Source organism: Acrocarpospora pleiomorpha (assembly GCF_009687885.1).
In the GTDB taxonomy this organism is placed as follows: Bacteria; Actinomycetota; Actinomycetes; order Streptosporangiales; family Streptosporangiaceae; genus Acrocarpospora; species Acrocarpospora pleiomorpha.
Window position 1 is genome coordinate 57,001 of record NZ_BLAF01000050.1, and the last position, 18,805, is coordinate 75,805.

Here is an 18,805-nt window from a genome sequence, read left to right on the forward strand (position 1 = left end):
GGCGCCGCCGACCCGAGCGTCACCGTGCCAGAGCTGGCCGCCTGGCGGGCCGAGACGAGCGGCGAGTTCACCCTGCGGGTGCTGGCCGGCGACCACTCCTTCTTCACCGCGTCCCGCCGCCGCCTCACCGGCTCCATCGCCGCCGACCTGCTCGCCGTACGGGCGGTGAACCGCTGATGATCGAAGCGCCGATGTCGGAGGTCAAGCGCCGCCTGCTGGCCCGCCTGGCGGCCGGTTCCGCGGGCCCGCCGCGCGGCCGCGTCCCCCGCCGCGAAGACGACGGCCCGGTACGGCTCTCGCCCGCCCAGGAACGCGTCTGGCTGATGGACCGGCTGGCCGGCGACGTGCCGCTGTTCAACCTGGTCATCGCCGGGCGGCTGCGGATGGACGTGGACCTGGCCGAGATCCGGCGGCGGCTGGCCGCGATCGTGGCCCGGCACGACGCGATGCGGATGACCGTGGCGGAGCGCGACGGCGAGCCCGTCATGCGGATCGCGGCCTCAGTCCCGGTGGAGATCCCGCTGGTGGATCTTTCTCGCGCCGAGCCCGCCGCTGCGGAACGGCTGGCCTACCAGCGCGCGTACGAGACCGGTGCCCGCCCCTACCGGCTCGACCAAGGGCCGCTGTGGCGGGTGGAGCTGATCCGGCTCGGCGAGGGCGACCACGTGCTGGTCATCGCCGCCCACCACATCGCCGTGGACGGCACCTCGCTGACCCTGATCCTGCGCGAGCTCGCGGCCCTCGAACCCGCCCCCGAACTGCCGGTCGGGTACGCCGACTACGCCCAGTGGCAGCGCGAGCAGCTGGCGGGCGGCGGTCTGGACGCCGATCTCGGCTATTGGCGCCAGCGGCTCGCCGGGCTGGAACCGCTCGAACTCCCCGCTGACCGGCGCCGCCCGGCCAGGCCGACCTATGAGGGGCATTCGCTCCAGGTCCTGCTCGATCCGGAGCGAGTGCGGGCGCTCGGCGAGATCGGGCGGGCGGCGGGGGCGACGCCGTACATGACCGTGCTTGGCCTGTACTGCGTGCTGTTGCACCGTTATACGGGGGTCGCCGATATCGCGGTCGGCAGCTTCGTCTCCGGGCGGACCGAGCCCGAGCTGCACAACCTGGTCGGCATGTTCGCCAACATGGTGGTGGTCCGCGTCGACCTTGGCGGGCGTCCGGCTTTCCGTACCGTGCTTGAGCGGGTCAGGGACGCGCTGATCGGCGCGATGCGGCATCAGAACGTGCCCTTTGAACGGCTTGTACGCGAGCTGCGCAGCGACCACGACCCGTCCGCGCCGCCGCTGGTACGCCTCGCCTACAACATGCCCGCCGAGGCCGGAGCGCTGCCGCCGATCGGCGAGGCGGTCCCGCTGGACGTCACCCGCCGGGGCTCCCAGCTGGACCTGACGCTCCACATGATCGAGGAGAACGGCGGCATCCGGCTCACCTTCGAGTACGCGGCCGACCTGTTCGACGAGGCCACCATCACGCGGATGAGCGACCACTTGCTGCGCCTGCTCGACGGCGTCCTCGCCGAACCTGACCGGCCGGTCACGGAACTCGCGATGACGGCGCCAGGTGAGGAGCGGCTGCTGCAGTCCTGGGAGGAAGGGCCAGTCACGGGTGCGGAGCCCGCGCCGGGTTCGGAGCGGCTGCCCCGGTCCTGGGAGGAAGGACCGGTCAGGGGCGCGGGGCTCGCGATGGCCGCGCCGGGTGAAGAACGGTTGGTCCGGTCTTGTGAAGAGGGACCGGTCGTGGGTGTCTCGCCGCCGTTGCACGAACTGGTCGCCGAGCAGGTCCGGCGTACCCCAGGCGCGGTGGCCGTGGTGGGCGGCGGGCGCGAGCTGACCTACGCGGAGCTGGAAGCCGACGCCGACGACCTCGCCCATCGGTTGTGCGCGGCTGGCGTCGGCCTGGAGACGCCGGTCGCGGTGTGTCTGCGCCGGGGGCCCCGGTTGCCCGCCGCGCTGCTCGCGATCTGGAAGGCCGGCGGCGCGTACCTGCCGGTCGATCCCGGCCATCCCGCCGCCTGGCTGGACGCGGTGCTCGCCGGGGTGGACGTGGTGGTCACCTCCCGCGACCTCGCAGACCGGATTCCAGCACGCGGGCGCCACCTCGTCCTGATCGACGACCTCGACGACGTCTCCGAGGTCTCCGAGGTCTCCGAGGTCAGCGACATCACCGACATCACCGACATCACCGACGTCGCTACCGTCATCGACGTCAGTGGGATTGGTGTGTTCGATCCGCCCGAGGTCCACGCTGACAACGCCGCCTACGTGATGCACACCTCCGGTTCGACCGGCCGGCCCAAGGGCGTCGTCATCACCCACGCCGGTATTGCCAACCGGGTCCTGTGGACCGTGCGGGAACACGGTCTCGGTCCCGGTGACCGGGTGTTGCAGAAGACGCCGCTGACGTTCGACGCGGCCGGGTGGGAGTTCTTCGCGCCCCTGGTCAGCGGCGCGACCGTGGTCCTCGCGGAGGACGGCGCGGAGCGCGACCCCGCCGCCTTGGTGCGCGCCGTCGGCGACCACGGCGTGACCGTGCTGCAGGTGGTGCCCGCGCTGCTGCGGCTGCTGGTCGAGGAGCCCGGCTGGGAGCGATGCGGGGCGCTGCGGCTGCTGTTCTGCGCGGGCGAGGCGCTGCACGCCGACCTGTGTGCGCGGGTACAGGCGCTGACCCGGGCGCAGATGCACAACACCTACGGCCCGACCGAGTGCTCCATCGACGTCACCTGCCACCCGGTCGGCGCCGAGAAGGGCGCCGTCCCCATCGGCACACCGATCGACAATCTGCGCGTCCTGGTCCTCGCCGACGGCACGCGCGCCCCGGTCGGAGTCCCCGGGGAGTTGTACGCCGGGGGAGTCGGCCTCGCGCGCGGCTACGCGGGACGTCCCGGCCTCACAGCCGAACGGTTCGTACCGGATCCTTTCCGACCAGGCGAACGCCTCTACCGCACAGGCGACGTCGCCCGCTGGACCAGCGCGGGAAAGCTGGAGTTCCTCGGCAGGACCGACCACCAAATCAAGATCAACGGTGTCCGGGTGGAGCCCGGCGAGGTAGAGGCAGCGCTGCTCGCCCACCCTGCGGTGCGCGGGGCCGTCGTGAGCGCCCACCGGCTGCCGTCCGGGGCGGCCCGGCTCGTCGCCCACCTCACCACCCGCACGCCGGTCACGCCCGCCGCACTCCGCGAGGACCTACGCTCCCGCCTCCCGGACCCGCTTATCCCCTCGATCCTCGTCGAAGTGGCCGACTTCCCGCTGACGACCAGCGGCAAGATCGACCGCGCCGCTCTGACCGCGCTCCCGCTTCCCCTACCGCAGGAGACGGCGACGCCTCCGCGTACAGCCACGGAACGGCTGGTCGCCGAGGTCTGGCAGGGCCTCCTGGACGTTTCCCCCGCCGCCGAGGACGACTTCTTCCAGCTCGGCGGGCACTCGCTGCTAGTGGCCAGGCTGGCGGCACGCCTCCGCGAGGCCACCGGCCGCGAGGTGGACCTCCCCGAACTGTTCGCCGCCACCACCGTCCGCGCACAGGCCCGCTACCTGGAAGGCCCCGCCGCCGCAACCCCGCCCCCGCTGACCCCCCGCACCTCCACCGGCCCGGCCCCACTCTCCTTCGGCCAGCGCCGCCTATGGTTCCTGGACCGCCTCACCCCCGGCAGCCCCGAGTACGTGGTGCCCCTCATCATCCCCGCCCCCGGCCAGGAACGCCCCCGCCTGGCCGCCCTGACCCACCGCCACGACGTCCTGCGCACCCGCTATCTCGCAACCGACGGCGAACCACACGCAATCGTCGACACCCACACCGAGGTCCCCCTAACCGAGGCATCCGCCGAATCAGCCACAGAAGTCGCCGCCCTGGTGGCAGGACTCCTGGCGGACGGCTTCAACCTCGCCACCGGCCCGATCTGGCGAGCCCTCCTGATCCACCTACCCAACGGCGAGAACCTCCTCGCCCTGACCATCCACCACATCGCCTGCGACGCCCGAACCCTAACCATCCTCGCCCGCGACCTCCAGGCCCCAGACCTCCTCGCCAACGATCCAAGAGAGACCACGACAGGTGAGGGAGCCGGCGGGCCCGGCGTCCTCGCCCGTGATTCCGGCGAGGCCGTGATGAGGGGTGAGGGGGTTGGTGGGTCCGGCCTTCTTGGCCGTGGTTCTGGCGAGGTCGCGGCAGGTGAAGGAGCTGGTGGGTCTGGTGTTCTTGCCCGTGGTTCCGGCGAGGCCGTGATGAGGGGTGAGGGGGTTGGTGGGTCCGGCCTTCTTGGCCGTGGTTCTGGCGAGGTCGCGGCAGGTGAAGGAGTCGGTGGGTCTGGTGTTCTTGCCCGTGGTTCCGGTCGTTTGGGATACGTGGACTTCGCCGACTGGCAGCGGCGGGTGTTCGATGGGGAGCGGCTGGCTGGGCTGATTGCGTTCTGGCGGGAGCGGCTGGCCGGGGTTGAGGCTTTTGATCTGCCTGGGGATCGGCACAGGCCCGCTGTGCGCGATCCTCGCGGGGCGATGTTCGGGTTTGAGGTCGCGGCCGGGGAGTTGGTCGAGCGTGGGCGGCGGGCGGGGGCGACGCCGTTCATGACGCTGCTGGCGGCGTTCTATGTGTTCCTGGCCCGGCACACTGGCCGCACCGATCTGGCCGTTGGGGTGCCCGTGGATGGGCGGGACCGGCCCGAGCTCGACGACATGGCCGGATTCTTCGTCAACACGCTCGTGCTGCGCGCCGACCTCGGCGGCGATCCGGCGTTCTCCGAGTTGCTGGAGCGGGTCAGGACCGTCGCCCTGGAGGCGTTCGCGCACCGGGACCTTCCCTTCGAGCGGCTGGTGGACGAGTTGCGGCCCGAGCGGGACCTGTCCCGTACGCCACTGGTGGGCGTCCTGTTCGACCTCCAAACCGGCGACGATCCCGGCACGGACACCGGCGACGATGCGCTGTCGGCCTGGCAGACCGCGAAAGCCGACCTCACTCTGATGCTGCGCCTCCGCCCGGACGGAACCCTGAACTGCCGGTTCGAGTACGCCACCGCGCTGTTCGACCGGGCGACGATCCAGCGTTTCGCCGAACGCTTCACTCTGCTCCTCGACGCTCTCACCGGCCATCCTGACGCGACTGACGCGACCGACGCGACCGGCGAGGTGCCGATCTCCCGGCTGGCCATCCTCGGGCCGGAGGAGCGGCGGTCGTTGGCCGAGTGGGGGAGCGGACCCGCTGTCCAGGACCCGCCCGCCTGCCTGCACGAGCTCGTGGCCGCCCAGACCCGCGCCACCCCGGACGCCGTCGCCATCCTCTCCCCTTCCGGCTCGATCACGTATGCCGAGCTGGATGTGCGGGCGACCAGGTTGGCAGCTCGGTTGCGCGCGGCAGGGGTGGGCAGGGGCGAGATTGCCGGAGTCTGCCTGGAGCGTGGCCCCAGCCTGGTGGTCGCCCTGCTCGCCGTGCTCAAAGCCGGAGCCGCCTACCTCCCTCTCGACCCCGAGGATCCCCACGAGCGACTGGCCTGGCTGATCACCGACACCAGCGCAGCCGCCGTCATCACCGACCGTCCCGATCTGCTGCCTTCGGCTGTACCTACCCTCGATCCCGAAGACCAGGAGATCGACTGGCGTGGCCTAGTGCCTTCGGCTGTACCCGTCGTCGATCGCCGAAACAAGGGGATCGACGAGTCCGGCCTGCTGCCTTCGGCTGTACCCAGCATCGATCTCGAAAACCAGCGGATCGACCGGCCCGGCCTGTTGCCTTCGGCTGTACCCAGCATTGATCCCCAGGACCAGGAGATCGACGAGTCCGGCCTGCTGGCTTCGGCTGTACCCAGCATCGATCCCGACGGCCAGGAGATCGACCGGCCTGACCTGCTGGCCTTGGCCGTACCCGAGCTCGATCCCCAAGACCAGCAGATCGACGGGGTCGGCGGCCTGCCGGAGGCGGATGTTCGGGGTCTCGCGTATGTCATTTACACCTCCGGGTCCACCGGGACTCCCAAGGGGGTGATGGTGGAGCATGCGGCGATCGTGAATCGGCTGCGGTGGATGCAGCGGGCCTACGGGCTGGGGCCGGGGGATCGGGTGTTGCAGAAGACGCCGTTCACCTTCGATGTTTCGGTTTGGGAGTTCTTCTGGCCGCTCATCACTGGAGCTGCCCTTGTGACTGCTCCGCCGGGGTTGCACCGGGACGCGCGCGGGCTGGCCGCTTTGGCGGAGGAGGAGCGGGTCACGCACCTGCATTTTGTTCCGTCGATGCTGGATGCGTTCCTCGACGTGGAAGCTCGCTTGCCGGGCGGGGTCAGGGAGGTGTTCTGTAGCGGTGAGGCGCTCACCGCTGTCACCGTGCGGCGCTTCCGGGAAGCGAGTTCGGCGCGTCTGCACAACCTCTATGGGCCCACCGAGCTCGCGGTGGATGTCACCTTTCATCAGACTGCGGATCGCGACCCGGTTCCCATCGGCGTACCGATCGACAACATGCGCGCCTTGGTGGTGGATGGCGACGGCGAGCCGGTTCCCATTGGCGTGCCGGGCGAGTTGCTGGCCGGAGGAGCGGGAACCGCGCGCGGATACGTGAATCGGCCGGGGCTGACCGCCGAACGTTTCGTGCCCGACCCTGGCCGCTCCGGCGAACGGCTTTACCGCACCGGCGACATCGTGCGCTGGACCCCCCAGGGCGACCTGGAGTTCCTCGGCCGCGCCGACGACCAGATCAAGATCCGCGGATTCCGGATCGAACCCGCCGAGATTGCGGCAGTGGCCGCCACTCACCCCGCCGTACGTGAGGTCGTCGTCGTGGGCGAGCGGGACCGTTTGATCGCCTACTACGTGCCCAGGACCGGCGAGCCGCCGGCCAGCGACGACCTGATCCGGCACTGCGGGCGGCGGCTGCCCGCCTACCAGGTGCCCGCCACCTGGATTCGCCTCGACCGGCTCCCGCTCGGCCCCAACGGCAAGCTCGACCGCCGTGCCCTGCCATCCGCCGGGACGATCCAGCCCGAAGGCGACGAACCGCCGGGCACCGCGGCGGAGAAGCTGGTCGCCGCCATCTGGGCCGGGCTGCTGGGCGTCGAACCCGGCGTCCACCAGGACTTCTTCGCGCTGGGCGGCCACTCGCTGCTCGCGCTCCGCGTGCACCATCGCCTGATCGAGGAGTTCGACGTGGACCTGCCGCTGCGCGTGCTGTTCGAGGCCACCACGGTGGCCCGCCTGGCGCGGGCCGTCGAGGACGAGATGACGGCGCAGATCGACGGACTTTCCGACGCCGAGGTGGAGCGGCTGCTCTCCCGAGGAGGGCCGCGATGACCCGCGACATACCTATTAATGGCACACGCGACATACGGGACGCAGCCGAGGCGCGCGGTGTTTCGCGTTCGGCCGCACTCCGGCGCGAGCTGCTGGAACGCCGCCTCGGCGGGACCCAGCGCAGCGGGCGTACGCTGCCCCGCGCCGACCGCGCCCTGCCCCTGCCGCTGTCACCCGCGCAGCGCCGCCTGTGGTTCCTGGACCGGCTCTCCCCTGGCACCGGCGAGTACGCGGTTCCGCTAGTCCTGCGCCTGCCCGCCCACCAGGACCCCGACACCGTACGCCGCGCCCTGTCCGCGCTGGTGGCCCGCCACGAAATCCTGCGCACCCGCTACGTGACGGCCGACGGCGAACCCCGCCAGGTGATCGACCCGCCCGCCCCGGTCGAACTGACCTGCGCCGATCTGGACGGCGAGGACGTGAGCGAGGCGATCGGCAAGGAGGTCTGGCGCGGCTTCGACCTGGCCGAACGGCCGTGGCGGGCGCTGCTGCTGCGGCGGCCCGCGCCGGACGGGCCGCTGCTGGCGCTGACCGTTCACCACATCGCCTGCGACGGCTGGTCGCTGGGCATCCTCGGCAAGGAACTGGCCGCGCTCCTGGCCGGTACGCCGCTGCCGCCCCCTCCCGCCGTGCAGTACGCCGACTTCGCCGCCTGGCAGGCCGCGCGTCCCACCGAAGGCCGCGATCTGGACTACTGGCGGGCCAGGCTCGCCGACCTCACCCCGGTGGAGCTACCGGCGGACCGGCCCAGGCCCGCCCGCCGCGACGCCTCGGGCGCGATGACCGTCTTCGAGGTCCCCGCCGCAGTCGCCGAGGCGGCCACCGCGGCGGGGCGGGCTCGCGGCGCGACGCCGTACATGACGATGCTCGCCGTGTTCCTCCTGCTCCTGGGCCGGTACGCGGGACAGCGGGACGTCGTGGCGGGAACCCCCGTCACGGGCAGGACCCGGCCGGAGCTGGACGGCGTGGTCGGCTCCTTCGTCAACCTGCTGGCATTGCGCGCCGACCTGGGCGGCGATCCGGCCTTCGCCGAGCTGCTGGACCGGGTCAGGGAGACGGCGCTCGGCGCGTTCGCCCACCAGGAGCTCCCCTTCGAACGCCTGGTGGACGCGCTCGGCGCGGACCGCGACCTGTCCCGCAACCCGGTGTTCCAGCATGTTTTCGCCTACGAGGAAGCACACGAGGAAGGCGGCAGGGAAGCCCACGGGAATGGCAGCAGCCACGCGGGTCCCGAGCCGGTCGCGGTGGCCTCGGTGACCGCCAAGTTCGACCTCCAGCTCACCCTGCACCGCCGCAGGGACGGCTCCCTGCTCGGGGCCGTCGAGTACGCCACCGCCCTGTTCGACGCCGCCACCGCCGAAGGCTTCGCCCGCCGCTTCACCCGCCTGCTCGGCGCGGTCGCCGCCGAACCGCTGGCCCGGCTGAGCGAGCTGCCCATCCTGGACGAGGCAGGCCGGGCCGAACTGCTGCGCTGGAGCGGCGCGCCCGCCGAGGAGCGCACCTCCGACGTGGTGAGCCGCTTCGAGGAGCACGCCCGCCGGGCGCCCGGCCGGATCGCGCTGGTCGCCGGGACCGACCGGCTGACCTACGGCGAACTGAACGCCCGCGCCAACCGCCTGGCGCACCGCCTGCGCGCCGAAGGCGTACGCCCCGAGACGCGGGTCGGCGTCTGCCTGGAGCGGGGCGCGGACCTGGTGGTGGCCCTGCTCTCGGTGGCCAAGTCCGGCGGCGCCTACGTCCCGCTCGACCCGGCCTATCCGGCCGACCGGCTGCGCCTCATCGTGGCCGACGCGGGGATCGACCTGGTCGTCACAGCGGAGGCCCACGCGCCTCTGGTCCCAGGCCGCCAACTCCGGCTCGACCAGAGCTTCGACGATCAGGGCGTCGATCAGCGCGCCGATCAGGGTGTCGGTCTGGGTGGGAACGACCGCGACCCGGAACCGGCGGGCGAGCACGACCGGCTGGCGTACGTGATCTACACCTCGGGCTCCACCGGCCAGCCCAAGGGTGTGCTCGTGACGCACGCCAACCTGGCCCGGCTGTTCACCGCCGACCGGGAGCGGTTCCGCTTCGGCCCGAGCGACGTCTGGACGATGTTCCACTCCTTCGCCTTCGACTTCTCGGTGTGGGAGATGTGGGGCGCCCTCGCTCACGGCGGGCGGCTGGTCGTCGTGCCGCAGGCCGTCGCCCGCGAGCCGGAGGCGTTCGCCGCGCTGCTGGCCGCCGAGCGGGTCACCGTGCTCAACCAGACCCCGTCGGCCTTCGCCGCGCTCGCCCGCGCCGCCGCCCACCGGCCGCGCCTGGTCGTCTTCGGCGGCGAGCGCCTGGACGTGGCCGCCCTGCCCGACTGGCCGGGCGTCGAGTTCGTCAACATGTACGGGATCACCGAGACCACCGTCCACGTCACCCACCAGACCGTCACCTCCGGCCTGACCGGCAGCCCGATCGGGCGGCCCCTGGCCGACCTGCGCGCCTACGTCGTGGACGCGTTCGGCGACCTGGCCCCGCCCGGCGTCGCGGGCGAACTCTACGTGGGCGGGGCCGGCGTGGCCCGGGGCTACCTCGGTCGGCCGGGACTCACCGCCTCCCGCTTCCTCCCCGACCCGTACGGCCCGGCGGGCGCCCGCCTCTACCGCACCGGCGACCTGGCCCGCTGGACGCACGCCGGCGACCTGGAGTTCCTCGGCCGCACCGACCACCAGGTGAAGATCAGGGGCTACCGGGTGGAACCCGGCGAGATCCGCGCCGCCCTGCTGACCTGCCCCGGCGTCGCGGACGCGGCCGTGATCGCCCGCGAGGACGTTCCCGGCGCCCGCCGCCTGGTCGCCTACGCCGTCCCCGCCGGACCCGGAGCCGCCACCGCCGGACCAGGAGCCTCCGCCACCGGGCAGGGGGCCGCCACCGCAGCCGGGGTGCGCGAGTTCCTGCGCGAAACCCTCCCGCCGTACATGGTGCCCTCGGCCGTGGTGTTTCTGGACGCCCTGCCCCTCACCTCTACCGGCAAGCTCGCCGTGGCGGCGCTCCCGCCTCCCGGCGGCGACCGCGAGGACGGATTCGTCGCGCCCGCCACCCCCGCCGAGCGTCGCATGGCCGCGGTCTGGCAGGACGTGCTCAAGCGCGACACGGTCGGCACCGCGGACGACTTCTTCGACCTCGGCGGCGACTCCCTGCGCGCGGTCGCGCTCGCCGGAGCCCTGCGCGCCGAAGGCTTCGACGTCGCCGTCCGGGACGTGTTCGAGCACCGCACCGTCGCCGGACTCGCCGCCCACACCGCCGGACGCCACGCCCCCGACGCCTTCACTCCGATCCCGCCGTTCAGCCTCATCTCCGCCGCCGACCGCGAACGCCTCCCCCCGGGCGTGACCGACGCCTACCCGCTGTCGCGAGTCCAGGCCGGAATGGTCTACGAGATGCTCGCCGACCCCGAGGTACGCAACTACCACAACGTCACCAGCTTCAGCCTCCGCGACGAGGTCCCCTTCTCCGTCCCCTTCTCCGCGCCGGCCTTCCGGGAGGCGGCCGCGATCGTCGTGGCCAGGCACGAGGTGCTGCGCACCTCCATCGACCTGACCGGGTACGCCGAGCCGCTCCAGCTCGTCCACGACCACGCCGACATGGCCGTCGGCGTACACGACCTGCGCGGCGACCCGGACCAGGACGCCAAGATCGCGGCCTTCCTCGCCGAAGAACGCCAAACGCTGTTCGACCTCGCGGCCCCGCCGCTGCTGCGCGTCTCCGCGCACCGCCTCACCGACGGCGTCTGGCGGCTGTCGATGACCGAATGCCACGCCATCCTGGAAGGCTGGAGCTACCACTCCTTGCTGATGGAGCTCCTCGACTGCTACCGCGCGCTGCGCGACGGCCTGCCCGTGCCGCCGCGCGCGACGCCGGAGCTCCGCTACGCCGACTTCGTCGCCGCCGAGCGCGCCACCCTGGAGGATCCGGACGCGCGGGCGTACTGGACCGGTGTCGTACGGGATCACGCCCGGCTGGCCGTACCCGCCGCCTGGGCCGACCCGGCGGGCGGGCGGGAGCCGTACCAGGTGGCGGTCCCGCTCTACGCGCTGCACGCCGGGCTGGCCCGGCTGGCGGCGGCGGCGGGGACACCGCTCAAGAGCGTGCTGCTGGCCGCGCACCTGAAGGTGCTGTCCCAGCTCACCCACGAGGACGCCGTCCACACCGGGCTGGTCTGCGACACCCGGCCCGAGGTGCTGGACGCCGACCGCGTCTACGGGATGTTCATCAACACCGTCCCGTTCCCGCACCGGCCCGGCGCGGCGACCTGGCGCGAGCTGACCCGGGAGGTGTTCGCCGCCGAGACCGCGATGTGGCCGCACCGGCGCTTCCCGCTGCCCGCGATCCAGCGCGAGCTGGCGGGCGGGCGGCAGCTGGTCGAGATCTACTTCAACTACCTGGACTTCACCGTCGTCGACACCGGCCTGGTGGACCTGCCGGGCAGCATCGACCTCAGCCCGAACGAGTTCCCGCTGTCGGTGACCGTCCTGGCGGGCCTGCTGACGCTGACCTCACGCCCCGAGGTGCTCGGCCGGGCCGACGCCGGGCGGCTGGCCGGGATGTACGAGGCGGTGCTGACCGCGATGGCGGCAGACCCGGACGGCGACGCCCTCGCGGCCCGCCTGCCGGACGGCGAGCGGGACCGGCTGCTCGGCGAGTGGAACGCCACCGCGCTGATCCGGCCCGAGGTCAGCGCCCTGGAGGTGATCGAGGAGACGGCCCGGCTGCTGCCCGACACCCTCGCAGTCTCTGCCTGGGACGGCTCCCGCCGCACCTACGCGCAGCTCGACGCGCGCGCCAACCAGGCCGCGTGGCTGCTGCGCGACCTCGGCGCCGGGCCCGAGTCGGTCGTCGGCGTCTGCCTGGACCGGGGCCACGACCTGCTGCCCGCGCTGCTCGGGGTGTGGAAGGCGGGCGCCGCCTACACCCCGCTGGAGCCCGCCCACCCGGCCGAACGCCAGGCCGCGCTGCTGGCCGACGCGGGGGCCAGGATCCTGATCGCCGAACCGGCGTACGGCGCGGCGCTGCGGGCGGCGGGCTGGGACGGCACGCTGATCACCGCGCCCGACTGGGACGACCTCCCCACCGGCCGCCCGCCCGGCCGGGCCGACCTGGACGGCCTCGCGTACGTGATCTACACCTCGGGTTCCACCGGCCGCCCCAAAGGCGTCCTGATCGGGCATCGTGGCCTGGCCAACTACCTGTGGTGGGCGGTGGAGGGCTACGCCGCCCACGGCTGCGGCGGCGCGCCGCTGTTCTCCTCGATCGCGTTCGACATGGTGGTGCCCAACCTGTTCACCCCGCTGATGCTGGGCCAGCGGGTGCACCTGCTGCCACCCGACCCCGAGCCCGGCGCGCTGGGCGGGCTGCTCGCCGACGCCGCCCCCTACAGCTTCGTCAAGCTCACCCCCGGCCACCTGGAGCTGCTCACCCACCAGCTCGACCCCGACCGGGCGGCCGGGCTCGCCGAGCTGCTGGCGGTCGGCGCGGACGCCTTTCCGGCCGGCGTGCTGGACCGCTGGACGGCCAGGGCCGGCGCCACCCGGCTGCTCAACGAGTACGGCCCCACCGAGATCTCCGTCGCCAACAGCACCTACACCGTGGCCGGCCCGGTGGACGGCGACCTGGTGCCGATCGGCCGCCCGATCCCCAACACCACGATGTACGTCCTGGACGCCTGGCTCGAGCCCGTCCCGGTAGGGGTGATCGGGGAGATCTACATCGGCGGGGACGGCGTCGCCCGCGGCTACAACCGCATGCCGTCCCGCACGGCGGAGCGGTTCGTGCCCGACCCGTACGGCCGCGCGGGGTCGCGCCTGTACCGCACCGGCGACCTCGGCCGGGTTCGTCCTGGCGGTGACGTGGACTTCCTCGGGCGTACCGACGACCAGATCAAGATCCGCGCGTACCGGATCGAACCGGGGGAGATCCAGGCCGTGCTGACGGCCCATCCGGAGGTGCGCGAGGCGCTCGTCCTGGCGAAGGGCGAGACGCTGGTCGCCTACTGGGTGCCCGCGGCGAGCGATCCCAATCCTGATCTGGCCGCCTGGTGCGGGGAGCGGCTGCCGGACTACCTGGTGCCCGCCCGGTTCGCCCGGATCGACGCGATCCCGCTGAACGCCAACGGCAAGGTCGATCGCAAGGCGCTGCCGGAACCGGAGGAGCCGCACGTCGCGGCCCGGCGCGCGCCGCGTACCCCGGTCGAGCGGCGCACGGCCGAGATCTGGGCGGAGACGCTCGGCGTCCAGCCTGGCCTCACCGACGACTTCTTCGGGCTCGGCGGCCATTCCATCCTGGTGGTCCGCATGATCGCCCGGCTGCGGGAAACCTTCGGCGTGGCCGTCCCGATGCGCGCCGTCTTCGACCATCCCACCGTCGAAGGCGTCGCCAGGATCATCGCGAGCCTGTCGGCTCCAGCCCCCAATGGAACCCTCGTCGGTGCCCCGGCTGGTGCTCCTGGTGGCTTCGCCGCCAGGCCCGGCCTGGACGCGATTCCGCTCGCCGACCGTGGTCTCCCTATGCCTCTTTCGCCCGCGCAACGGCGGTTGTGGGTGCTGGACCGGCTCACCCCGGAGAGCCCGGAATACCTGGTTCCGATGGCGGTCCGGCTGTCCGGGCCGATCGACGCGGAGGCCGTTCGCGCGGCCTGGTCGCGGATCGTGGCCCGCCACGAGATCCTGCGTACCCGCTACGTGACGGCGGACGGCGAACCCCGCCAGGAAGTCGACCCCGCCGGACCCGTGCCCTTCGAGGTCGTCGACGCGGCCGATGAAGAGGACGCGTCGCGGCTGGCGGTGGCGGCGGCGCGGCGGCCCTTCGACCTGGCCGGGGAGTGGCCGATCAGGATCCTGCTGCTCCGCACCCCGGGCGAGGACTGCCTGATGGTCGCCGTCCTGCACCATATCGCCTGCGACGGCTGGTCCACCGGCCTGCTGACCAGCGAGTTCACCGCCCTCTACCAGGACGGGGAGGACCTGCCCGCGCCCCGCCTCCAGTACGGCGACTACACCGCCTGGCAGGCCGGGCAGGCGGACACGGCCTCGCTCGCCTACTGGCGCGAGCGCCTGGCCCGGCTGGAGGCGCTGCCGCTCGCGCTGGACCGGCCCCGGCCGCGCGTACGGGACTGGGCCGGGGACGGAGTCGGCTTCCAGGTGCCCGAGCCGACCGCGCGGGCCCTGCGGGAGCTCGCCCGGCGGGAGGGCACGACCCTGTTCGTCACGCTCCTCACCGCCTTCCAGGTGCTGCTGGCCCGCCAGAGTGGAGCCCGGGACATCGCGGTCGGCACACCCGTCGCCGGCCGGGACCACCCCGACCTGGCCGGACTGGTCGGCTGCACGGTCAACACGCTCGTGCTCCGGGGCGACCTGTCCGGCGACCCCGCCTTCACCGACCTGCTGGCGGCGGCCCGCCGCACGGTGACCGACGCCCTCCAGCACCAGGACATGCCGTTCGAAACCCTCGTCGAGGAACTGGCCACCGACCGGGACCTGTCCCGGCACCCGCTGTTCGACGTGATGTTCGCCCTGGAGCACGACACCTGGACCGGAGCCCCCGGCGCGACCCCCGTCGTCCTGGACGGCGCGGTCACCAAGTTCGACCTCGACCTGCACCTGGACGACCACCCGGACGGCACCCTGTCCGGCCTGTTCGGCTACGCCACCGCCTTGTTCGACCGCGACACGATCGACCAGCTGAGCGCGCGTTTCCTGCGCCTGCTCGACCTGGTCGCCACCACCCCAGGCGCACGCCTGTCCGATCTCGGCGCACTCGCACCCGCGCCTCAGGAGCCGATCACCCCACCGGTGTGGTCCCGCCCGATACCCGAAAGCATCGCCGCCCAAGCAGCCGCGACACCGGACGCCCCCGCCGTGACCGGTTCCACCACAACCTTGTCCTACCGCGAACTGGACCTGCGCGCGAGACGCGTGGCGAGCAGACTCCGCCGACTCGGAACCACACCGGACAGCGTCGTCGGCGTCTGCCTCGACCGCACCCCCGACCTGCTGACGGCCCTCCTCGGCATCTGGTACGCCGGAGCCGCCTACCTCCCACTGGACCCATCCTGGCCCGCCTCCCGCCGGTCAGCCCTGCTCTCCGACGCCAACGCGGCCGCTTTCATCACGTCGGACCCGGCCTCGGCGAACCCCTCAGTGAACTCCTCAGTGAACTCCTCGGTAAACCCGGCTTCGGTAAACCCGGCTTCGATGGGCCCGGCATCGATGGGCCCGGCTGCGGTGGACTCCTCGGTGAACTCGGCTTCGGCGGGCTCGGGTTCGGTGGGCTCACCCTCTGCGGAGCCAGCCTTGGTGGACCCGGTTTCGGGGGAGAGGGCCGCGCCGCCATCTGCGGCTACGGCGGCCCGGCTCCCCGTGTTCGCCGTCGGGGAATGCGGGTCTGAGCCCTTGGCGGAGCCGGTCGTGGTGGATCCGGACACGCTCGCATACGTGATTTACACCTCGGGCTCGACCGGCCACCCCAAGGGCGTCGAGGTCAGCCATCGGTCGCTGGCCTGCTACCTGCGGGACGCAGCCGAGCGCTACGACGCCGCCGGAGGCTCGGCTGTGCTGTCCTCGGCCGCCTACGACATGGCGGTGACCGCGCTGTTCGCGCCGCTGCTGGCCGGAGGCGAGGTCCGCCTGCTTCCGCCCGGCCTGGACCCGGCCGCCCTGGGCAGGATGGTCGCCGACGCGGGCCCTTACGGGTTCGTGAAGCTGACCCCGGGACACCTGGAGGCCGTGCTCTCCTCCCCGGCGGGCCGCCTCCCCAAGACCGGCGTCCTGGTCGTCGGCGGCGAGGCCCTCGCCGCCGGTCTCGCCGCCCGCTGGCTGGCCGCCGCGCCAGGCTCCACCCTCGTCAACGAGTACGGCCCGACCGAAACCACGGTCGCGTGCACGGTGTACGCGACCCGCTCGCCGGGCGCGGCGATGCCCGTCGGGCGGGCCTTGCCCGGCGCCTCGGTACGGGTCTACGACCCGTGGCTGGACCCATGCCCCGGCGGCGTGCCCGGCGAGGTGATGATCGGCGGCGCCGGCGTCGCCCGCGGCTACCGGGGCCGTCCCGCCCTGACGGCCGAACGATTCGTGCCCGACCCCTACGGCCCTCCAGGTTCCCGCATGTACCGCTCAGGCGACCTCGGGCGGATGACGGCCACGGGCGACCTCGACCTGCTCGGCCGTCTGGACGACCAGGTCAAGATCCGCGGCCACCGCGTCGAGCCCGGCGAGGTCGCCGCCACCCTGTCCACTCACCCCGACGTCGCGGAGGCGATCGTCGTGGTAACGAACGGCAGGCTGATCGGCTACACGGTGGCGGCCGGCAAGGTGACCGCGACCGTGAGTTCCGGGGCGTCCGGGGGAACCACAGCGGCTGGGAGATCCGGGGCGACCGGGAAGGCCGTAGGGACTGGGAAGGTCACCGCGACCTTGAGTTCCGGGGTTGCCGGAGGAACCACGGCGGCTGGGAGATCCGGTGCGGCTGGGGAAGCCACAGGGACTGGGAAAGCCACCGCGACCGCGAGTTCCGGGGAGGCCACTGCGGCCCGGAGGGCTGGGGCGGTCGGGGAAGCGGCGCTGTTGGAGTGGCTGAGGCAGCGGTTGCCGGAGCCCATGGTGCCCTGGCGGGTCGTCGGGATCGACGCGGTGCCGCTTACTCCTAACGGCAAGGTCGATCGGGCGGCGCTTCCGGAGCCGTCGGCGGGGGCCGTCTACCAGGAACCGGCCACCCCGGCCGAGCGGCTGCTCTCCGAGATGTGGGCCGAGTTGCTCGGCCTGGGCCGGGTGGGCGCCCATGACGACTTCTTCCAGCTCGGCGGCCATTCGATTCTGGCCGTCCGGTTGATCGCGCGAATCCAGGAGGTTTTCGAGGTGGACCTGGCGTTCCGGACGATCTTTGAACGGCCCACGGTCGCCGGGCTCGGGCAGGCGATCGAAGCGGAGATCCGCGCCGAAGTGGCCCGGCTCACCGACGCGGAGGTCGCGGCCGACGCGCGTACCCAGGAAGGCAGGCGGACATGACAGACGCCGACCGCGAGGAGATGATCCAGCGACGGCTGGCCGGGGCGGGCGCCGGGCGGCGGGCCACGATCCCGCGCGTGCCCCGCGGCGGCCCGCTGCCGCTGTCGTTCGGGCAGCGACGCCTCTGGGTGCTGGATCGCATCGGTCCGCAGGGGGCCGACTACCTGGTGCCCACCGTGATGCGCATGCCGCCGTCCCTCGACCCCGGCCTGACCCGCCGGGCCTGGGAGGCGCTGGTGGCCCGCCACGAGGTGCTGCGCACTCGCTACGTCCTGGTGGACGAGGAGCCCATGCAGGTCGTCGACGAGCCAGGACCGATCGACTTCGAGTTCCGTGAGCTGTCCACCGACGACGCCCTGCTGTGGGCCGCCGAGGTCTCGGAGACGCCGTTCGCCCTGGCCACCCAGTGGCCGGTCCGGGTGCGGCTGGCCCGGCTGCCCGAGGGCGATCACCTGCTGGTCGTGGTGCTGCACCACATCGCCTGCGACGCCTGGTCCAACGGCGTCCTGGGCGAGGAGTTCGGCACCCTCTATGCCGCCTTCGCCGGAGGCGGCGAGGCGGAGCTGCCGCCGCTTCCGGTCCAGTACGCCGACTACGCCGTCTGGCAGCGCGACCGGCTGACCGGCGACCTGCGCGAGCGCATCCTCGGCTACTGGCGCGAGCAGCTCGCCGACCTGCCCCGGATGCGGCTGCCGCTGGACCGGCCCCGCCCGCAGGCGCGCGGCGGGACCGGTGGCACGGTGCCGTTCCGGGTGCCCGTTCCGGTCGCGGAACGCCTGCGCGAACTCGGCAAGGAGCACGAGGCCACCCTGTTCATGGTCCTACTGGCCGCCTTCCAGGCGCTGCTGGGCCGCCACTGTGGCACCAGGGATGTCGTGGTGGGCACCGCCGTCTGCGGCCGTACCCGTCCGGAAGTGGACCGGATGGTGGGGTTCCTGGTCAACACGCTGGTGATCCGGTCGCGGTGGGGCCACGACGCGAGTTTCGCCGAGCTGGTCGAGATCGTCCGGGGTTCGATGCTCGGCGCGCTGGACAATCAGGACCTTCCGTTCGAGCGGCTGGTGGAGGAGCTCCAGGCCGAGCGGGACCCGTCCAGGATGCCGCTGTTCGACGTCATGTTCGGCTCCCAGACCGACGACTCCCTCCGCGTCGACCTGGACGAACTCGCGGCCACCCAGGTCGTGCCCGACTCCCCGGCGGCCAAGTTCGACCTCTCCTGCTACGTCGAGGATGTGACCGACGGCTCCCTGCTGGGCCGCCTGGAGTTCGCCACCGCCATCTTCGATCGGGCCACGATCGAGGGCCTCGCCGCCCGGTATGTACGGCTGCTCGCCATGTTCGCCGCCGACCAGGACACCCTCGTGGCCCTCGCCGACATGCAGGAGACCGGCACGATCCTGACCGGCCCGCCAGCCGTGGAAGCGCCCCTGGTCCTGGACTCCTTCGAGGCCCAGGCCCGCGCCACGCCCGACGCGGTGGCGATCGCGACCGGCGGCGTCCGCCTCA

General features: G+C 72.7%; 4 protein-coding genes (2 of these 4 running past the window's edge). All 4 read left to right on the forward strand.

Features of this window, described 5'->3' with window-relative positions:
- Tightly spaced (each overlapping or abutting the next), the 4 genes in view from Aple_RS35660 to Aple_RS35675 form a layout consistent with a single transcriptional unit that may run on beyond the window.
- Positions 1-177, forward strand: partial view of a thioesterase II family protein gene (locus tag Aple_RS35660; RefSeq protein WP_170321823.1) — the final stretch only. 585 nt of this gene lie to the left of the window's left edge; 177 of the gene's 762 nt are visible here — the last part of the coding sequence; its start codon lies beyond the left edge, outside the window; the stop codon is at positions 175-177.
- The gene (locus Aple_RS35665) at positions 177-7,271 is read left to right on the forward strand and encodes a non-ribosomal peptide synthetase (protein WP_155349157.1); all 7,095 of its coding nucleotides are present in this window, start codon (positions 177-179) and stop codon (positions 7,269-7,271) included. The genes Aple_RS35660 and Aple_RS35665 overlap by 1 nt, the downstream gene beginning before the upstream one ends.
- Positions 7,268-17,299, forward strand: a complete 10,032-nt coding sequence (locus tag Aple_RS35670; RefSeq protein ID WP_155349158.1) for a non-ribosomal peptide synthetase — start codon at positions 7,268-7,270, stop codon at positions 17,297-17,299. Before Aple_RS35665 ends, Aple_RS35670 begins: the two co-directional genes overlap by 4 nt.
- Positions 17,296-18,805 carry the 5' portion of a non-ribosomal peptide synthetase gene (locus tag Aple_RS35675; protein WP_155349159.1) on the forward strand. It continues 1,850 nt past the right edge of the window, so 1,510 of the gene's 3,360 nt are visible here — the first part of the coding sequence; it begins with the start codon at positions 17,296-17,298; the stop codon falls past the right edge of the window. Before Aple_RS35670 ends, Aple_RS35675 begins: the two co-directional genes overlap by 4 nt.

What these genes read in the sequence shown, in the direction of transcription:
- Aple_RS35665 (WP_155349157.1), top strand. Translation starts at nt 177, where the DNA reads ATGATCGAAGCGCCGATGTCGGAGGTCAAGCGCCGCCTGCTGGCCCGC.
- Aple_RS35670 (WP_155349158.1), top strand. Translation starts at nt 7,268, where the DNA reads ATGACCCGCGACATACCTATTAATGGCACACGCGACATACGGGACGCA.